This window comes from Mycolicibacterium rutilum, assembly GCF_900108565.1.
In the GTDB taxonomy this organism is placed as follows: domain Bacteria; phylum Actinomycetota; class Actinomycetes; order Mycobacteriales; family Mycobacteriaceae; genus Mycobacterium; species Mycobacterium rutilum.
Genome location: NZ_LT629971.1, coordinates 4496018 through 4513343 on the forward strand (window position 1 = coordinate 4496018; position 17326 = coordinate 4513343).

At 68.6% G+C, this 17326-nt stretch carries 17 protein-coding genes; 2 read left to right on the forward strand and 15 right to left on the reverse strand.

Translation table 11 applies throughout. The annotated features are described in order from the left end of the window. Window positions 1-49: 49 nt before the first annotated feature. The 7 genes from BLW81_RS21890 to BLW81_RS21920 form a co-directional block, all read right to left on the reverse strand. Window positions 50-1060: a VWA domain-containing protein gene (locus tag BLW81_RS21890; protein WP_083408993.1), complete on the reverse strand. Its 1011-nt coding sequence runs from the start codon at window positions 1058-1060 to the stop codon at window positions 50-52. 13 nt (window positions 1061-1073) lie between these two features. Beyond that, on the reverse strand, window positions 1074-2081 hold the full coding sequence (locus BLW81_RS21895; RefSeq protein ID WP_083408994.1) for a VWA domain-containing protein: 1008 nt from the start codon (window positions 2079-2081) through the stop codon (window positions 1074-1076). 41 nt (window positions 2082-2122) lie between these two features. Next, window positions 2123-3070 carry a DUF58 domain-containing protein gene (locus BLW81_RS21900; RefSeq protein ID WP_083408995.1) on the reverse strand — a complete coding sequence of 316 codons (948 nt, stop codon included), beginning with the start codon at window positions 3068-3070 and terminating at the stop codon, window positions 2123-2125. Next, a complete protein-coding gene (moxR1, locus tag BLW81_RS21905) occupies window positions 3067-4227 on the reverse strand; it encodes a chaperone MoxR1 (RefSeq protein WP_083410734.1) in 1161 nt (386 codons plus the stop codon). The genes BLW81_RS21900 and moxR1 overlap by 4 nt, the downstream gene beginning before the upstream one ends. A 169-nt stretch (window positions 4228-4396) precedes the next feature. Next, on the reverse strand, window positions 4397-5074 hold the full coding sequence (ripB, locus tag BLW81_RS21910; RefSeq protein WP_083408996.1) for an NlpC/P60 family peptidoglycan endopeptidase RipB: 678 nt from the start codon (window positions 5072-5074) through the stop codon (window positions 4397-4399). 72 nt (window positions 5075-5146) lie between these two features. After that, window positions 5147-6565 carry an NlpC/P60 family peptidoglycan endopeptidase RipA gene (ripA, locus tag BLW81_RS21915; RefSeq protein ID WP_083408997.1) on the reverse strand — a complete coding sequence of 473 codons (1419 nt, stop codon included), beginning with the start codon at window positions 6563-6565 and terminating at the stop codon, window positions 5147-5149. Between the two features lie 247 nt (window positions 6566-6812). Next, entirely contained in the window at window positions 6813-7376 is a 564-nt protein-coding gene (locus BLW81_RS21920) for an Rv1476 family membrane protein (protein WP_083408998.1), read from the reverse strand. 161 nt (window positions 7377-7537) lie between these two features. Here BLW81_RS21920 and BLW81_RS21925 point away from each other — a divergent pair, with 161 nt between their 5' ends. Together BLW81_RS21925 and BLW81_RS21930 are read left to right on the forward strand one after the other, a co-directional pair. Next, entirely contained in the window at window positions 7538-10375 is a 2838-nt protein-coding gene (locus tag BLW81_RS21925) for an aconitate hydratase (RefSeq protein ID WP_083408999.1), read from the forward strand. A gap of 18 nt (window positions 10376-10393) precedes the next feature. Continuing rightward, window positions 10394-10963, forward strand: coding sequence for a TetR/AcrR family transcriptional regulator (locus BLW81_RS21930; RefSeq protein WP_083409000.1), 570 nt, complete (start codon window positions 10394-10396; stop codon window positions 10961-10963). On the opposite strand, the gene BLW81_RS21935 is transcribed toward BLW81_RS21930, so the two are convergent. The 8 genes from BLW81_RS21935 to BLW81_RS21970 form a co-directional block, all read right to left on the reverse strand. Then, window positions 10960-11151 carry a helix-turn-helix domain-containing protein gene (locus BLW81_RS21935; RefSeq protein ID WP_083410735.1) on the reverse strand — a complete coding sequence of 64 codons (192 nt, stop codon included), beginning with the start codon at window positions 11149-11151 and terminating at the stop codon, window positions 10960-10962. The genes BLW81_RS21930 and BLW81_RS21935 overlap by 4 nt on opposite strands. Window positions 11152-11272: 121 nt before the next feature. Beyond that, window positions 11273-12901 (reverse strand): ABC-F family ATP-binding cassette domain-containing protein, encoded by a 1629-nt coding sequence (locus tag BLW81_RS21940; RefSeq protein WP_083409001.1) that lies wholly within the window; start codon window positions 12899-12901, stop codon window positions 11273-11275. A 12-nt stretch (window positions 12902-12913) separates the two neighbouring features. Next, on the reverse strand, window positions 12914-13753 hold the full coding sequence (locus tag BLW81_RS21945) for an enoyl-CoA hydratase (protein ID WP_083409002.1): 840 nt from the start codon (window positions 13751-13753) through the stop codon (window positions 12914-12916). 18 nt (window positions 13754-13771) lie between these two features. After that, complete coding sequence (gene trxA / locus BLW81_RS21950) at window positions 13772-14137, reverse strand: thioredoxin (protein WP_083409003.1); 366 nt, start codon at window positions 14135-14137, stop codon at window positions 13772-13774. A gap of 40 nt (window positions 14138-14177) precedes the next feature. Beyond that, on the reverse strand, window positions 14178-14810 hold the full coding sequence (locus tag BLW81_RS21955; protein WP_083409004.1) for a hypothetical protein: 633 nt from the start codon (window positions 14808-14810) through the stop codon (window positions 14178-14180). Beyond that, on the reverse strand, window positions 14810-15334 hold the full coding sequence (locus BLW81_RS21960; RefSeq protein ID WP_083409005.1) for a hypothetical protein: 525 nt from the start codon (window positions 15332-15334) through the stop codon (window positions 14810-14812). Before BLW81_RS21960 ends, BLW81_RS21955 begins: the two co-directional genes overlap by 1 nt. A 34-nt stretch (window positions 15335-15368) precedes the next feature. After that, complete coding sequence (locus tag BLW81_RS21965; RefSeq protein ID WP_157897988.1) at window positions 15369-16685, reverse strand: MFS transporter; 1317 nt, start codon at window positions 16683-16685, stop codon at window positions 15369-15371. A 76-nt stretch (window positions 16686-16761) separates the two neighbouring features. Beyond that, window positions 16762-17265, reverse strand: coding sequence for a CGNR zinc finger domain-containing protein (locus BLW81_RS21970; RefSeq protein ID WP_083409007.1), 504 nt, complete (start codon window positions 17263-17265; stop codon window positions 16762-16764). Window positions 17266-17326 lie beyond the last annotated feature (61 nt).

A 17326-nucleotide genomic window follows, 5' to 3' on the forward strand; every position in this document is an offset into this window, starting at 1 on the left:
ACCTATCGCCTGCACGGCATTCTTAAGAAATCGCCTTAGTCGTGTGGAGCTACAGCGGAAGCCGACGGTTCATCAGCAGGCTCGCCGCGGCGGCCACGGCCGCGACCAGAGCCGCGAGTCGCAGCCACCCGGTGGTCGCCTCGCCCCGCACCGTTTCGTAGCCGATCTGGTCCTGCAGGGTCGAGTAGACCTTGTTCAGTTCCTCGAGGTTCTCCGCGGTGTAGGACTCGCCGCCGGACAGTTCGGCGATCCGCCGCATCATCTTGTCGTCGACGGGCACCGGCACGCGCTCGTTGTTGACCTCCACGGTGCCGTTCGGCGTGCCGAACGAGATCGTCGAGATCGGCACGCCCTGGTCCTTAGCGGCGCGCGCCGCGGTGAACGCGCCCTTGGGGTTGTCCGGGTTGTTCGGCACCGTCTCCTTGCCGTCTGAGAAGAGCACGATGTGCGCGGGCGGTGGTTCGTCACCGCCGCCGATCACCGCGCCGACCGTCGAGATCGACGACAGGGACGTGAGGATCGCCTCACCGGTCGCGGTGCGCTCGGCCACCTGGAGGTTGTCGATGGCGCGCCGGCTCGCGTCGCGGTTCGTCGTGGGCGACACCAGCACCGTCGCGGTGCCCGCGAATGCGATCACCCCGAGGTTGATGCCCGGCGTCAACTCGTCGACGAACTTCTTCGACGCCTCCTGCGCGGCGGCCAGCCGGCTGGGCTCGACGTCGGTGGCGTTCATCGACTGCGACACGTCGATCGCCAGCACCACCACCGCGCGGTTGCGCGGCAACCGCTGGTCGTGCGTCGGGCCGGCCAACGCAATCGTGCACAGCAGCAACGAGATTGCGAGCAGCGCCGCGGGCACGTGGCGCCACCGGCTGGGCCGGCTGGTCGCGACGCTCTCGAGCAGTTCGGTGTTGGTGAACTGCTGCAGCCGGCGACGCCTGCGGATCTGGGCGACGACGTACAACGCGACCAGCACCGCGACCACGATCAGGAACAGCAGGAACCACCACAGGTGGGTGAACCCCGAAAGCGAGACCGGCCCGAGCAGTGGAATCGTCATGTCAGCGGTGTCCTCAGTTCGGCAGCCGACGGTTGATGGCCAACGCCGCCAGGGTGGCCAGTGCCAGCGCCAGCGCACCGAGCCGCAGCCAGCCGATGCTCGCGTCGCCCCGGATGGTCTCGTAACCGATCTGCTGCTGCAGGTTCGCGTAGACCTGCCGTAACTGTTCGAGGCTCGACGCGGTGAACGCGTCGCCGCCGGACAGGTCCGCGATCTTCTTGAGCATCTCGTCGTCGACCGGCACCGGCTGGCGCTGGTCGTTGATCTCGACGTAGCCGTACGGGGTGCCGAACGAGATCGTCGAGATCGGCACGCCCTGGTCCTTGGCCGTGCGCGCGGCGGTGTAGGCGCCCTTGGGGTTGTCCGGGTTCGACGGCACCGTCTCCTTGCCGTCGGAGAACAGCACGATGCGCGCGGGCGGCGGCTCGTCACCGCCGCCGATCACGGCGCCGACCGTCGCGATCGCCTGCAGCGCAGTGAAAATGCCTTCACCGGTGGCGGTGCGGTCGGCGAACTGCAACTTGTCGATCGCGGCCTTGGTCGCCTCGCGGCCGGTGGTCGGCGAGACCAGCACGGTGGCCGTGCCCGCGTACGAGATCAGCCCGAGGTTGATGCCCGCGGTCAGCTCGTCGGCGAACTGCTTGGAGGCCTCCTGGGCCGCGGCCATCCGGTTGGGTGAGACGTCGGTGGCCCGCATCGACTGCGACACGTCCATCACCAGCATCACCACCGCGCGATTGCGCGGGATGCGCACATCGTGGGTGGGGCCGGCCATCGCGACCGTCAGGAACACCAGCGCGATCACCGTGAGGATGGCGGGCACATGCCGCCAGCGCGACGACCGTTTGGGCGCAACGCTTTCCAATAGCTCCATGTTGGCGAAGCGCAGCATCCGGCGGTGCCGGGCGAGCTGGACCACGATGTAGAGCCCGACGAGCCCGAGCACGACGAGCAGGAACAGGAAGAACCACGCGTTTTCGAAACCCGACAGGCTCATCGGTCCGAGCAACGGCAATGTCATATGCGCCTAATCATTTCGATCATCTCCGCGGCCACCGTCAACTAGGCGTGGCCCGCCAGCGCGCCCCGCCTGCGGTTGGCCACGAACCGGACGACGTCGGCGATCCAGTCGCGGTCCGTGCGCAGCGTCAGCAGCGGTGCGTCGCAGCGCCGCAATGTCCTGGCGACCTCGGCGCGGTGCGCCCCCGCGGCCCGCTCGAAGTCGGTGCGCAGCTGCTCGTCGATGGTGAACTCGCGGGTCACCCCGGTCTCGGCGTCCTGCAGCACGACGTCGCCGACGGGCGGCAGTTCGACATCGCGGGGATCGAGTATCTCGATGCCGAGCACCTCGTGGCGGCCGGCGATCGCCCGCAGCGGGCGCATCCAGTTGATCGGGCCGAGGAAGTCGCTGATGATCACCGCCATGCCGCGCCGGCGCTCGGGCCTGCGCAACGCGTCGATCGCCGCGGCCAGGTCACCGCGCACACCCGCGGGCGCCTTGGGCATGGTCGCGATGGTGCGCAGCATCTCCTGCTCGTGCATACGGCCCGACAGCGCAGGCACCCGCCGCACCGTGTCGCCGTTGGCGATGACGGCGCCGATCCGGTTGCCGCCGCCGCTGTTGAGGAACGTGATCGCCGCCGCGGCGGCGACCGCCAGGTCGCGCTTCTCGCAGCCGGTGGTGCCGAAGTCCAGGCTCGCCGACATGTCGACGACCAGCCAGGTCTCCAATTCCCGGTCGGCGATCATCTGCCGCACGTGCGGATGCGTCGTGCGCGCCGTGACCGACCAGTCCATCCGGCGCACGTCGTCGCCGGGTTGATAGAGCCGCGACTCCCCCGGTTCCGAACCCGGGCCGGGCAGCAGTCCCAGGTGGTCGCCGTGCAGCACGCCGTCAAGCTTGCGGCGCACGGTGAGCTCCAGTTTGCGCAGCGCCGCGCTCAGCGCGGGGTCACGAATCTCCCCGCGCTTGAGCGACGGAAGGTCGACCGCCCGCCGAGAACTGGTCACCGACCACCGGCCGCACCTGCGGCGGCGGGTACGACGGGCGGAACCGAATGACCTTGCTGCGGAATCGCATTCACCTGCGGCAGCGCGACGGTCTGCAGGATCCGGTTGATCACCGTCTCGGCGGAGATCTCGTCGGCCAGCGCGTCGTAGGTGAGCACCAGCCGGTGCCGCAGCACGTCCGGGATGACCTCGACGACGTCCTGCGGGATCACGTAGTCGCGGCCGCGCACCAGGGCCAGCGCCCGCGACGCCGCGATGATGCCCAGCGAGGCGCGCGGAGACGCGCCGTAGGCGATCCACGCCTTGGCGTCGGGCATCCCGAACTTCTCGGGCTGGCGGGTGGCGGTGACGATGCGCACCACATAGTCCACCAGCGCGTGATGGACGAAGTTGTTGGCCGCGACGTCCTGCAGCCGCAGCAGGTCGCCGGGCCCGAGGATCTGCTTGGGCTCCGGCGGCTTGACGCCCATCCGGTAGATGATCTCGCGCTCTTCTTCAGGCGACGGGTAGTCGATGTTGAGCTTGAACAGGAAGCGGTCGCGCTGCGCCTCGGGCAGTGCGTAGACGCCTTCCTGCTCGATCGGGTTCTGCGTGGCCATCACCAGGAACGGCTGCGGCAGCGGGAAGGTCTTGCCGCCGATCGAGATCTTGCGCTCGGCCATCACCTCGAGCAGCGCCGACTGCACCTTGGCCGGCGCACGGTTGATCTCGTCGGCGAGCAGGAAGTTGACCACCACCGGGCCGAGCTCGATGTCGAACTCCTCCTTGCCCACGCGGTAGATCCGGGTGCCGATGATGTCGGTGGGCACCAGGTCAGGGGTGAACTGGATGCGGGCGAAGGTACCGCCGACGACCTTGGCGAAGGTCTCGACGGCCAGCGTCTTGGCCACCCCGGGCACGCCCTCGAGCAGCACATGGCCCTTGGCCAGCAGGCCGACGAGCATCCGCTCGACCAGCTGATCCTGGCCGACGATGATCCGCTTGACCTCGAACACGGCCCGCTCGAGCGTGTGGACCTCCTGCTGCAGCCCGCCGTTGGTGGCGGCCCCGGCCCCGGGGTTGGCCGGCGCGGCGTGCGCGCCCTGCTGGTATCCCTGCGGCTGCGGCTGGCCGGGATAGCCTCCAGCGCCCTGCGGCGGCCCACTCGGTGACGTCATCCACGTTCCTTCCACGTAACTCGCTGGTCTGGGCGGCGCTGGCCGGTCCGGGCCGCACGCTCGCCGTCAACTATTCCAGGCACCGCAGAATCCGTCGACGTTGCCCGGCGCTGAGCGCGTACCCGGCGGGCATTTCAAAACACCCGTTCAGGAAGCGCTCAGCTTGCGCTCAGGATTCGATGATGCGGGCCGCGTACGGCTGCAGCCCGCCGCGCCGCACGGGGCTCACGGTGACCTTGCCTGCGCTGCCCGAAGCCTCGATCATCTGCCCGCCGCCGAGGTAGAGCGCGACGTGCTGGCTGCCACCGGGACCCCAGAACAGCAGATCGCCGCGCTTGGCCTGCGCCACGGGCACCTTGCGACCGGTGTCGTACTGGTCGCCGGAGTACTTGGGGATCAGCACGCCGACGCCGGCGAACGAGAACTGGGTGAAGCCCGAGCAGTCGAAGCCGACGGTGTTGGCGCCGGAGTCGACGCCGCGGCTGGGCCCGTTGGGCTTGCCGCCGCCCCATGAGTACGGCACCCCCATCTGGGTCGCACCGCGCCGGATCACGTACTCGATGGCCTGCGGCCCGCGCACCCGCCCGGGCGCGACGCCGGCCGTCGCCGCCTCCGGTGGCGCGAGGCCCAGGGTGGACAGGAACTTGCGCCCAAGGTTCATCGTGACCTCGGTGGCCTGGGCCGTGGCGGCCAGCGACGCGTTCGCGATGGCCAGCGGGTCGCCGGGAGCGCCCGCGCTGATCAGTTTGGGCAGCGTCGGGTCCCACTGGCCGTCATCGGGCGCCGAGGCAGCCGGGATGGCGGTGCCTGCCGCGAGGCCGACCGCCAACGCGACCGCCGCCAGCACGCGTGTGCACCTGGAGTGGAACCGGAATCGCTTGAACTGCAAAGTCTTCCTATCGTTGTGGCTCGGCACCTCTCACCATTCGATGAGACGGGTCGCGTAGGGGGTCATGCCGCTGGTGCGGACCGGGGACACCTTGACCACCGACCCGGTGTAGGGCGCTTCGAGCATCTGGCCGTCGCCGAGGTAGAGCGCGACGTGCTGGCTGGCGTTGGGGCCCCAGAACAACATGTCGCCGCGGCGCATCTGGGACGACGGGATCTTGCGGCCGGCGTTGTACTGCGAGCCCGAATAGTGGTCGAGCTTGATCCCGACACCGGCGAACGCGTACAGCATCAGGCCCGAGCAGTCGAAGCCGACAGTGCCTGCGCCGGAGTCGATTCCGCGGCTCGGTCCGGCCGCGTTGCCACCGCCCCACGAGTACGGGACACCCATCTGCGACATGGCCCGCTTGATCACGTACTCGGTGGCCTGCCTGCCGTAGACCCGCGGGATCCCGCCGTTGTTGGTGTAGCCGGTCGGGGTGGGCAGCAGGCCGAGCTTCTGCAGGAAGCTGCGCCCGAGGTCCTGGGTGACCTGCGCCGAGGTGGACGCGATGCCCAGGATCGCGTTGATGATCGCGATCGGGTCGCCGCTGACGAACGCGCTCGGGATGGCGGGCAGCGTCGGATCCCACGGCATGGCCCAGTTACCGGTCGCCGGATCGGGCTTCTGCGGGGAGCGGTCCCAGTTCGAGTCCGGCGTGCCGACGGGGTTGGCGGCGGGCTGCGCGGGCACGGCCGCGGGTGCCGGCGCCGACGACGCCTGAGCTGCCGCCAGCCGGGCCTGCGCGGCCGAGCGTTCGGCGCTGAGCTTGTCGAGTTCGGCCTGCTGGGTGCGGAAGGTCTCCTGTGCGGCGGTCAACGCGGACACCGCCGACTGTTGGCTGGCCTCGGCGTCGGCGACCGCCTTGTCGGCGCTCTCCTTGGCCAGCCGCGCCGCGGAGTCGCGGTTGACCTGCTCGGTGCGGGCCCGCTGCAGATCGGTCATCACCTGCTGCGAGCTCAGCGAGAGCGTCTGCCCCGCCGCGGCGGTGCTGATGACGTCGGCGGGGTCGGCAGCGGTGAGGTAAGAATCCGACGGCCCGTTGATGTAGGTGGCGGCGGCGAACGAGTCGAACCGCTTCTGCGCCTGCTCGATCGCGATGTTGGCGTCCTGCACCCGCAGCTTGCTGGCATCGACCTCACGCTGCGCGGCGTCGGCGTTGTCCCGCGCGGTCTGCACGTCGAGGATCGCCTTGTTCACGCTCTCCTGCTGTTGCTGGATCTGCGCGCCGAGGTCCTGCAGTTTCTGGTCGGCGTTGGCGACGGCGGCCACCAGCGCGGCGATGCTGTCGGGACTTGCGGGCTGCGCGACGGCCAGGCCGGGGGTGGCGAACACGATCGCGGCGGCGAGCAGCGCCGCGCAGAACCGCCCACGCGGCCGCGTGACGGATGGGCCAGGGGTGCGTCTCATCCGACTCAGTTCTCCTATGGCTCTGATGCGAACGTGCGGACACATTCGTCGGGTGAACTGTGCGCAGTTGTCACACAAAGCACATCCACAACACAGTTACCGACTGCACCGTACGTCACATCTGACGCCGAAGAAACTTATGTCACAAATTACAAGTTTGTAATTGAAATAGGCGTTATCCGACCGTTATTTCGGCCATTGCCGGGCACTCGCGCGAACCCGCGAAAGTGCTTGTGGCAGTGAGACTTCAGGCCTGCGCACGCGAGACGGCGCGCTTGCTGCGGACCTGCAAAAGTCGCGTTCCGATAACGGCCGCGACGACCCCGAGAACCACCAGAATGGTGAATGTCGTCCAGGGAAAATGCGAGGCGGTGAGTTCGCTCAGGAAGTTCTTCGAACCCTGTACCGGACCGCGCCCCTCGGCGACGTCCTGACCGGCCTCCAGCGTCATCCGGTCGTAGGTCGTCGAGAACGTGCCGGACTCGGTCGGGCTGAGCACCAGCACCGTCGAACCCGGGAACGCCTCACCCACCTCGGTGGCGATGTCGCGCAGCGGGGTGTCGATCGGCGGGTTGCGGTCGACGACGACGATCTTGAGGTCGACGCCCTTTTGCTGGGCCTCGGCGATGACCTCGGGTAGTCCCTCGTTCTCGGGGGTGGGCGCCGCACTGACGCCGTCGTCGCGTACGTCGTCGATCACGAGGCTCATGCACGTGTCGACCGGCGTGGTCGCCGGGTCCTGGCCGACCGGTCCGCACACGTCGGGCGGGATGTAAGCCGGCAGGAACGGAATGACATGCGGTCCGATCACAGGGAAACCGTACGTGATGGGTACTCAGCGGGGTGGCAGCACACACGCGCGGCGACCAGACTGGAGACGGGCCCTGGTTGTTTTGCAGGACAAGCGTACTGTTAGGATCGGAGACGTCGCCGACACAGCCCGTCGGCGGCGAGAACTAGCCGGGAGTTGATGTGAGCAAAGGTAATAACGCCAATTCGTCCTTGAACTCTTTTGGTGCCCGCGACTCCCTCAAGGTCGGGGACAAGAGCTACGAGATCTACCGCCTCGACGCGGTGAAGGGCACCGAGAAGCTGCCCTACAGCCTGAAGGTGCTCGCCGAGAACCTGCTGCGCACCGAGGACGGCGCCAACATCACCAAGGACCACATCGAAGCGATCGCCAACTGGGATCCCGACGCCGAGCCCAGTGTCGAGATCCAGTTCACCCCCGCCCGGGTGATCATGCAGGACTTCACGGGCGTGCCCTGCATCGTCGACCTGGCCACCATGCGCGAGGCCATCGGTGATCTGGGCGGCGATCCCGACAAGGTCAACCCGCTGGCGCCCGCCGACCTGGTCATCGACCACTCGGTGATCGCGGACCTGTTCGGGCGCGCGGACGCCTTCGAGCGCAACGTCGAGATCGAGTACGAACGCAACGGCGAGCGGTACCAGTTCCTGCGCTGGGGCCAGGGCGCCTTCAACGACTTCAAGGTGGTGCCGCCGGGCACCGGCATCGTGCACCAGGTCAACATCGAGTACCTGGCCCGCGTCGTGTGGGAGCGCGACGGCGTCGCATATCCGGACACCGCGGTCGGCACCGACAGTCACACCACCATGCAGAACGGCCTGGGCGTGCTGGGCTGGGGCGTCGGCGGCATCGAGGCCGAGGCCGCGATGCTGGGCCAGCCGGTGTCGATGCTCATCCCCCGCGTCGTCGGCTTCAAGCTGACCGGCGAACGGCGCCCCGGCGTGACCGCGACCGACGTGGTGCTGACCGTCACCGAGATGCTGCGCAAGCACGGCGTGGTCGGCAAGTTCGTCGAGTTCTACGGTGACGGCGTCGCCGAGGTGCCGCTGGCCAACCGCGCGACGCTGGGCAACATGAGCCCCGAGTTCGGTTCCACCGCCGCGATTTTCCCGATCGACGACGTCACGATCGACTACATGCGGATGACCGGCCGCAGCGAGGAGCAGCTCGCACTGGTCGAGGCCTACGCCAAGGAACAGGGCATGTGGCACGACCCCGAGCGTGAGCCGAAGTACTCCGAGTACATCGAGCTCGACCTGTCCGATGTGGTGCCGTCGATCGCCGGACCGAAACGCCCGCAGGACCGGATCGCGCTCGACGAGGCCAAGGAAGCGTTCCGGCGCGACATCCACAACTACGTCGACGAGCACCAGCCGACGCAGTACACCAAGCTCGACGACGCGGTCGACGACACGTTCCCGGCCAGTGACCCGGTGCGCAACATCGAGTACGCCGACAACGGCACGCTGCACGACCACGAGTCCGCCACCTCGGCCGCGGTCGGGGCGAAGGGCCGCCCGAGCAAACCGGTCAGCATCAAGTCCGACGAGCTGGGCGAGTTCGAACTCGACCACGGCGCCGTCGTCATCGCCGCGATCACGTCGTGCACCAACACCTCCAACCCCGAGGTGATGCTCGGCGCGGCGCTGCTGGCCAAGAACGCCGTGGAGAAGGGGCTGGCAACCAAGCCGTGGGTCAAGACCACGATGGCGCCGGGCTCGCAGGTCGTCACCGACTACTACGACAAGGCCGGGCTGTGGCCGTACCTCGAGAAGCTCGGCTTCTACCTGGTCGGCTACGGCTGCACCACGTGCATCGGCAACTCGGGGCCGCTGCCCGAGGAGATCTCCAAGGCGGTCAACGACGCCGACCTGTCGGTCACCGCGGTGCTGTCGGGCAACCGCAACTTCGAGGGCCGGATCAACCCGGACGTGAAGATGAACTACCTGGCGTCCCCGCCGCTGGTCATCGCCTACGCGCTGGCCGGCACGATGGACTTCGACTTCGAGAAGGACTGCCTGGGCACCGACAAGGACGGCAACCAGATCTTCCTGAAGGACATCTGGCCGACGCAGAAGGACATCGACAACACGATCGCCGAGGCGATCAACACCGAGATGTTCACCAAGAACTACGCCGACGTGTTCAAGGGCGACGAGCGCTGGCGCAACCTGCCGACACCGAGCGGCAACACCTTCGAGTGGGCCGACGACTCCACCTACGTGCGCAAGCCACCGTACTTCGACGGCATGCCCGCCGAGCCGGAGCCGGTCACCGACATCAAGGGCGCCAGAGTGCTGGCGCTGCTGGGTGATTCGGTGACCACCGACCACATCTCCCCCGCGGGCGCGATCAAGCCCGGCACCCCGGCGGCCGAGTACCTGGAGTCCAACGGCGTCGAGCGCAAGGACTACAACTCCTACGGCTCGCGTCGAGGCAACCACGAGGTGATGATCCGCGGCACGTTCGCCAACATCCGGCTGCGCAACCAGTTGCTCGACGACGTGTCCGGCGGCTACACCCGCGACTTCACCAACGGCGGTGAGCAGGCGTTCATCTACGACGCCGCGCAAAACTATGCAGCGCAAGGGATTCCGCTGGTGGTGCTCGGCGGCAAGGAGTACGGGTCGGGCTCGTCGCGCGACTGGGCGGCCAAGGGCACCAGCCTGCTGGGCGTGCGCGCGGTGATCACCGAGTCCTTCGAGCGCATCCACCGGTCGAACCTGATCGGCATGGGCGTGATCCCGCTGCAGTTCCCCGAGGGTGAGTCGGCGGCGTCTCTCAAGCTCGACGGCACCGAAACCTTCGACATCAGCGGCATCGAGGCGCTCAACGACGGCAAGACGCCGAAGACGGTGCACGTGACCGCGACCAAGGAGGACGGTTCGAAGGTCGAGTTCGACGCGGTGGTGCGCATCGACACCCCCGGCGAGGCCGACTATTACCGCAACGGCGGCATCCTGCAGTACGTGCTGCGCAACATGCTCAAAACGCAGTAGCGGGAAGGGACAACTCCGTTGCCCCGGGTCACCGACGATCACCTGGCGGCGCGCCGTCGGCAGATCCTCGACGGTGCCCGGCGGTGCTTCGCGGAATACGGTTACGACAAGGCGACCGTGCGACGGCTCGAACAGACGATCGGGCTGTCGCGCGGCGCCATCTTCCACCACTTCAAGGACAAGGACACCTTGTTCTTCGAACTGGCCCGCGAGGACGCCGAGCGGATGGCCGACGTCGCGGCGCGCGAGGGCCTCGTGCAGGTGATGCGCGACATGCTGGCCGCCCCCGACCAGTTCGACTGGCTGGCCACCCGGTTGGAGATCGCGCGCAAGCTGCGCAACGACCCGGAGTTCCACCGCGGCTGGCAGGACCGGTCAGCGGAGTTGTCCGCAGCCACCGAGGCGCGGCTACGGATGCAGAAGCAGGCGGGCCGGCTTCGTGACGACGTGCCCGGCGCCGTGTTGCAGACCTATCTCGATCTGATCCTCGACGGTCTGGTCGCCCGGCTGGCGTCCGGCGACGACCCCGAAAAGCTCAGTGCGGTACTGGACCTCGTGGAGGACTCAGTCCGCCAGTCGCGCAGCTAGTGCCGCCTGCTGCGGTGGTTCGGCCCCCCGCGGCTGCGCATCGTGGTACCGGATTCACGCAGCATGCTGTGAATCGAACCGTATGAGCGTCCGGTGGATGCGACCAGCGTCCGGATGCTCGCGCCGCCTTCGTACGCGCTGCGCAGCTCGTTGAGCAACTCGTCGCGCGACTTGTCCAGTTTCTTCATCAGCACCTCCCCAAGTGGATGCCCCGACGGTTACCCAGGGTAGGAAGCAGCTACACGCCGCTAGCCGAAATTGACGAAACGGTTCGCGATTTGGATCCACCACGACGCAATGCGTCCGAGGTCAGGCGAGTTCGATCAGTTCCGAGTACTCCTCGGACCAGAAATCCTCGGTGCCGTCGGGCAGCAGCACGACGCGCTGGGGTTCCAGCGCCTCGGCCGCCCCCGGGTCGTGTGTCACCAGGACCACCGCGCCGACATAGCTGCGCAGCGCGTCGAGGACCTGCTCGCGCGAGGCGGGGTCGAGGTTGTTGGTCGGCTCGTCGAGCAGCAGCACGTTCGCCGTCGACGCGACCAACCCGGCCAGCGCGAGCCGGGTCTTCTCGCCGCCGGACAACGTGCCCGCCGGTTGCTCCAGCTGCGGACCACTGAACATGAACGCGCCCAACAGACCTCGCAGATCCTGCTCGCCGGTGTCCGGTGCGGCGTGGCGGATGTTCTCCCACACGGTCGCGGTGTCGTCGAGGGTGTCGTGTTCCTGGGCGAAGTATCCGAGCTTGAGACCGTGGCCCGGTTCGATGCCGCCGGCGTCCGGCGTCTCGACCCCGGCCAGCAGGCGCAGCAGCGTGGTCTTGCCCGCGCCGTTGAGGCCGAGCACGACGACGCGCGAACCGCGGTCGATCGCCAGGTCCACGCCGGTGAAGACCTCCAGCGAGCCGTAGTTCTTCGTCAGTCCCTTGACCACCAGCGGCGTGCGCCCGCACGGCGCGGGGGTCGGGAACTTGATGCGGGCCACCTTGTCGGCCACCCGTTCCTCGTCGAGCGCGGCCATCATCCGGTCCGCGCGCCGCAACATGTTCTGCGCCGCAACGGCTTTGGTGGCCTTCGCGCCCATCTTTGCGGCCTGGGTACGCAGCGCTGCGGCCTTGCGTTCGGCGTTGGCGCGTTCGCGTCGGCGGCGCTGCTCGTCGGTGGCGCGGGCGTCGAGATACTTCTGCCAGCCCATGTTGTAGACGTCGACCTCACCGCGCACCGCGTCGAGGAACCACACCCGGTTCACCACGTCGGCGAGCAGATCGACGTTGTGGCTGATGACGATCAGCCCGCCGGTGTGGCTCTGCAGGAAGTCGCGCAGCCAGCCGATGGAGTCGGCGTCGAGGTGGTTGGTCGGTTCGTCGAGCAGCAGCGTCGTGCTCGAGCCCGCCCCGCTCTCGGACGCCGCGAACAGGATCCGCGACAGCTCCACGCGGCGCCGCTGACCACCGGAAAGGGTGCGCAGCGGCTGGGTGAGCACGCGTTCGGGCAGGCCGAGGCTGGCACAGATCCGGCCGGCCTCGCTCTCGGCGGCATAACCCCCGAGCGCGGCGAACCGCTCCTCGAGCTGGCCGTACTTGCGGACCGCCTTGTCCCTGGCCGTGTCGTCGGCGACCTCGGCCATCAACACCTGCTGCTTCTCCAGGTCGGCGAGCAGGGTGTCGAGTCCGCGGGCCGACAGCACCCGGTCGCGGGCCAGCACGTCGAGGTCGCCTTCGCGGGGATCCTGTGGCAGATAACCGATCTCGCCGTTGCGGATGATCGTGCCGGCGTAGGGCTCCCCCTCGCCCGCCAGGATCCGCATCGTGGTGGTCTTGCCGGCGCCGTTGCGTCCGACCAGCCCGATCCGGTCACCCGGCTGGACCCGCAGCGCGGTTCCGTCTGTGGACAGCAACGTGCGCGCCCCGGCGCGGACCTCGAGGTCCGTTGCGGTGATCACGCGGTGCAGTCCTTACTTGTCGTCGGTGAAGACCGGGGCCCGTTTCTCGGCGCGCGCCGCCACGGCTTCTTCGAAGTTGGCGGCGAGCAACCGGACGAATAGTTGTCCGAGGCCCTCGGCTTGCATGTGCCCTTCCAGGCTACCGGCGTCCAGTCCACTCCATAGTGTGCGTTTGGTCAACTCGATTCCGGGCCGCGAGAACCCCGCGATCCGCTCACCGAACTCGTAGCAAACGTCGAGCAACTCGGCTGCCGGCACGGTGCGCGACACCAGCCCGATGCGTTCGGCCTCCACGGCGTCGACGTCGCGCCCGGTCAGCATCAGCTCGAACGCGCGCGAGGTCCCGATCGCGCGGGGCAGCAGGTAGGACAACCCGAGTTCGCTGGCCGTCAGGCCGTTGTTGATGCCTGCCGCCCGGAAGTAGGCGCCGTCGGCGGCGACCCTGATGTCGCAGGCCAACGCCAGGCACAGCCCTCCGCCGATCGCGGCGCCGTTGACCGCGGCGATCACCGGCTGGTGCATCTTGCGCAGCGCCAGGATGACGTCGTCGAGGACCTCCATGGACCGCAGCGCGAAACTCGGCCGGGTCAACCCGTCGATGTGCGGCACCGAGCCTGCGGACTTGTGGTCGGCACCCGAGGAGAAGCCGCGCCCGGCGCCGGTCAGCACCACGGCGCGCACCGAGTTGTCGTAGGTCAGTTCGTCCAGCACCTTCTTGAGCGGCACCATGACGTCGAACGCCATGGAGTTCATCCGCTCCGGCCGGTTCAGGGTCACCAGGGCCAGCCCGGGGCGGGGCCGGTCGACCAGGACGAAGTCGCTGTTTGCTGAATGCTCGGTCACGCAGTGCACGCTATCGCGTGCGGCCGATTACTCCTGCTCGCCGTTGCTCTGCGCGGCGATCGCGGCGTCGATGTCGAATTCCTTGACCTTCTGCACGAGGTCCTCGAGCGCGGCGGGCGGCAGGGCGCCGGCCTGGTTGAACACCAGCTTGCCCTTCTTGAACGCCATCAGCGTCGGGATCGACCGGATGTCGGCCGCGGCCGCCAAAGCCTGCTCGGCCTCGGTGTCGACCTTGGCGTAGACGACGTCGGGGTGGTTCTCCGACGAGGCCGCGAACGTCGGGGCGAAGGCCTTACACGGGCCACACCACGACGCCCAGAAGTCCACCAGCACGATCTCGTTGTCGTTGATGGTGTCGTTGAATTGCTCGGCGGTGATGTCTTGGGTAGCCACGTTGGTTCCTAACGCTGTTGGGCGGCTGGATGTTCCCAGCCTACGGACGAATACCCAGTTCGGCGCGGCCGCGCTCGAAGAACTCGACGACGCGCTCGGTGGTCGCGTCGACATCGTCCGCGGGATCGAGCGCCAGCAGCGCGCCGAACGGTGCATTCCAGAACGCGCCGGTGCGCGGCTGCCACGGGCCGACGTAGGCGTAGGGGGTCGGGTGGGTGTCGTCGCCCGGCGACACCCCGTAGTTCACCTCGGCGTCGACGGCCGCGACGTCGAAATGCTCCGGCCACAAGATCGGATGCTCTTGTGGCAGAACCCGTTTGATCGCGTGACCGCCGGCGTAGAGGCAGCGGTGCAACCACTCGGCAGCGGCCCGGTCGAGGTCGAGTTCGGCGTCGTCGGGCAGCGGGTCGACCAGTTCGTAGACGCCCTCGGGTGGCCCGGCGGTCACCCCGGCCGCCGCCGCGATCGCCCGTACGGGGCCGGCGAGCGCGACGCTGCCGTTCTCGAACACCAGCTCGGTGCCGTGCACGGCCAGCGGCATGGCGACCGCGGCGAAACCGTCCGGGCGCACCGCGAGCCGGATGGTGCCCGCCGCGCGGTACTGCGGACCCGCGATCAGGCTCTCGGCGACACCCCGCAGCTGGCGGCGGGTGGCAACGTAGGACGTCGTCATCACGACGCCAGGCTACGGGCGCGGGTCAGCAGGTGTGCTCGGCGGCGCGGCCACCAGAACACCTCGACGAGCAGCGCGGCCAGATACACCAGCGAGGCGATCGCGCTGCCCCACGAGCCGAAGGTGGCGTCCCACACGGCTGTGCCGAGCGCCACGACCAGGACCACGACCAGCACCCAGCGCACCGGCCGGCCCTCCTCCGCCGCACCACACAGCGCGCGGGCGTATCCGGCGGCCGCCTGCGAGAGCCCCGGATCGAGGTCGTCGCCCCGGCGCACCGCGCGGACCACCGCGACGCGCTGGTCATCCTCAAGCGTCTCCGACTGCGGCCAGTACCGAACCATCCGGCGCGCCATCCAGACGCCGTAGCAGGTGCCGACGACGACCGTGACGATGACACCGCCGACGAGGAATCCGGAGTCGAGCCAGGCCAACACGCCCAAACTCGAGCCGACCACGCCGCCGATCGTCAGCGCGCGACGGCCGAAACCGCCCCGCCACATCACCGCGGGCACCGTGACCATCGGCTCATTCTCGCCAGCCGACGCGCCCGCGGGGTCAGATTTCGGTCAGGGCCTTCGGCCGCAACAACAGCGTCGCCACGACGCTGACGACGGCGGTCGCGACGAGGTAGCTGCACGCCAACCACGGCGACTGATTCGCGGCGGCGATCAGCGCGGTGAGGATCAGCGGGGTCACGCCCGACGCGTACACCCCCGACAGTTGGTAGACCGTCGACAACCCGGTGTAGCGCACCCGCGCCGGGTACAGCGACGCGTACAGCGTGCCCTGGGCGCCGTAGAACCAGGCGTGGATGACGCCGAACACCACCAGCATCCCGAGGGTGTAGGCCGTCAGGCTGCCGGTGTTGAACAACGCGAACACCGGGAAGACCGCGACCGCGTAGGCGGCGATCCCGCTGGCGTACACGGTGCGGGCGCCGAACCGGTCGGCCAGCAACCCCGACACGGGCAGCAGCACCGCCATCAGCAGGGCGGCGACCGTCACCGCGATGAGCACCGGTACCCGCTCCAGGTGCAGCGTCCCGGTCGCATAGGAGATCGCGAACACACCCCAGGTGTTGAACGCCGCACCCTCACCCCAGCGCGACAGCAGGCCGAGCACGGTGTTGCGCAGGGCGGGCGGGCGGAACACTTCGCGCAGCGGGACCGCCGCGCGGTCGTCGTCGTCGCGGACCTTCTCGAACGCCGGCGTCTCGGTGGCCTTCCACCGCACGACGAGCCCGAAGACGACGAGCACGATGCTGATCAGGAACGCGATCCGCCAGCCGTAGGACTCGAACGCGTCGTCGGGCAGCGCGATCTGCAGCAGCGCGAAGACTCCGGTGCCCAACGCCAACCCCAGCGCGAGGCCGACCTGCGGGATGCTGCCTGCGAAGCCGCGCCGGCGCGGCGGGCTGTGCTCGACGGCCAGCAGGATCGCCCCGGCCCATTCGCCGCCGAGCGCGAAGCCCTGCACGATGCGCAAAAGCAGCAGCAGGATCGGGGCGAGCACCCCGATCTGCGCCGCGGTGGGCAGCACTCCCATCAGTGCGGTGGCCCCGCCCATCAGGACCATGGTCAACGCCAACGTCTTCTTGCGGCCGATCCTGTCGCCGACGTGGCCGAACACGAATCCACCGATCGGCCGGACCACGAAGCCGACCGCGAACGTCGCGAACGACAGCATCGTGCCGACCAGCGAGCTCTGGTCCGGGAAGAATGCATGGTTGAACACCAGGCTCGCCGCGGTCGCGTAGAGGAAGAAGTCGTACCACTCGATCGTGGTGCCGACGAGGCTCGCGACGAGTGCGGTGCGGACCCGCTTGGCGTCGCCGGTCGGGTCGGCTTCGGGGGTGATGGGTACGTCGGTCACTGAAGACACGAGGTTCTACCCTGCCGCCGGCGCTACGTGCCAGGAAGGTTTGAACTCTGGGTGATCGAAACGACCGTCAGGTACGGGTCCGCCGGTAGTGCCGTCGCGCTTTCATGCGGTTGCCGCACACCGCCATCGAGCACCAGCGGGCGGTGTTCGGCTTGCTGCGGTCCAGCAGAAACAGCCGGCACTCGGTGTTGGCGCACGGCCGCAGCCGGCCGGGGCTGCTGATCCGCAGGGCGTCCCAGGCCAGCACGACCCGAGCCGCGGCGTCGTCGACCGCCAGCCGCCAGTCCAGGCCGGAACCGCTCACCGTCGGCTCCAGCCGCACGCCGTCGAGGAACCCGTGCAGCGCGGCCGGTTTCGCCTCGCCGCGGACCACGCCCTGGAGCACCGGCCGCACCTCGCGCAGCGCGGCCAGCTGGGCGTCGGTTGGAGCTACTCCCCTGTCCCGCAACCATTTCCGCGCCGCCCGCGACTCGGCCAGCTCGTCGTGGGCCACGCCGTCGATCACGGGCGTGGTGTTGAGCAGGTCGAGCAGCAACGCCTCGTCCGCGGGACCGGCGACCACCAACTCCATACCTAACCTCCAAATCCTTATTGACAGGTTACCGCACGCGGTGTTGACTGTCTCTAACCAC

Bases quoted from the DNA above. Each gene is read 5' to 3' on its own strand.
- BLW81_RS21895 (WP_083408994.1), bottom strand. From the start codon at position 2,081: ATGACATTGCCGTTGCTCGGACCGATGAGCCTGTCGGGTTTCGAAAAC.
- moxR1 (WP_083410734.1), bottom strand. From the start codon at position 4,227: ATGACGTCACCGAGTGGGCCGCCGCAGGGCGCTGGAGGCTATCCCGGC.
- BLW81_RS21970 (WP_083409007.1), bottom strand. From the start codon at position 17,265: ATGGAGTTGGTGGTCGCCGGTCCCGCGGACGAGGCGTTGCTGCTCGAC.
- BLW81_RS21890 (WP_083408993.1), bottom strand. From the start codon at position 1,060: ATGACGATTCCACTGCTCGGGCCGGTCTCGCTTTCGGGGTTCACCCAC.
- BLW81_RS21935 (WP_083410735.1), bottom strand. From the start codon at position 11,151: ATGAAGAAACTGGACAAGTCGCGCGACGAGTTGCTCAACGAGCTGCGC.
- BLW81_RS21960 (WP_083409005.1), bottom strand. From the start codon at position 15,334: ATGGTCACGGTGCCCGCGGTGATGTGGCGGGGCGGTTTCGGCCGTCGC.
- ripA (WP_083408997.1), bottom strand. From the start codon at position 6,565: ATGAGACGCACCCCTGGCCCATCCGTCACGCGGCCGCGTGGGCGGTTC.
- BLW81_RS21955 (WP_083409004.1), bottom strand. From the start codon at position 14,810: ATGACGACGTCCTACGTTGCCACCCGCCGCCAGCTGCGGGGTGTCGCC.